This window comes from Pseudoalteromonas sp. SG41-5, from assembly GCF_014164495.1.
Classification (GTDB): Bacteria; Pseudomonadota; Gammaproteobacteria; order Enterobacterales; family Alteromonadaceae; genus Pseudoalteromonas; species Pseudoalteromonas rhizosphaerae.
In genome coordinates, this window is record NZ_JACJFH010000288.1 from 1 (window position 1) to 438 (window position 438).

1 protein-coding gene and 1 pseudogene are annotated in these 438 nt (G+C 43.2%); both read left to right on the forward strand.

Annotated elements, in window-relative coordinates:
• Positions 1-237, forward strand: a 237-nt coding sequence (locus tag H5232_RS23650) for a BTB/POZ domain-containing protein (RefSeq protein ID WP_404936417.1), incomplete at its 5' end; no start/stop codon positions are given.
• An 11-nt stretch (positions 238-248) separates the two neighbouring features.
• Positions 249-438: pseudogene (locus tag H5232_RS23655) on the forward strand (IstB-like ATP-binding domain-containing protein); the annotation flags it as partial.

Genomic DNA, 438 nt, shown 5'->3' on the forward strand with positions numbered 1-438 from the left:
CACCCCGAGCACGCTTATCGCGCCTGTTTAGGGGTGTTAAGTTTAGCTAAAACTTATTCAAAAGAACGGCTTGAGCAAGCGTGTTATCGCGCAATCATAATGAATACGACCACACTTAAATCAATTAAGCAGATGCTGAAAAAGGGGTTGGATCAACAACCGTTACCCACACAGCAAACAGAGCCAGAAAAGCCAATTAAGCATGGCAACATACGCGGCACACAGTATTACCATTAAGGAATGCAAACATGATAGACACCATTAACCAGCAACTTCAACTACTCAAGTTATCCGGTATAAAGCAAGCACTCACGCAACAGCTTGAACAGCCAAATCTATATCAAGAACAAAGCTTTATAGAGCGCGTCAGTTTATTGCTCACTCATGAAATTGATACGCGTGAGCAAAGAAAAATCGACCGGCTAGTGCGACACGCTA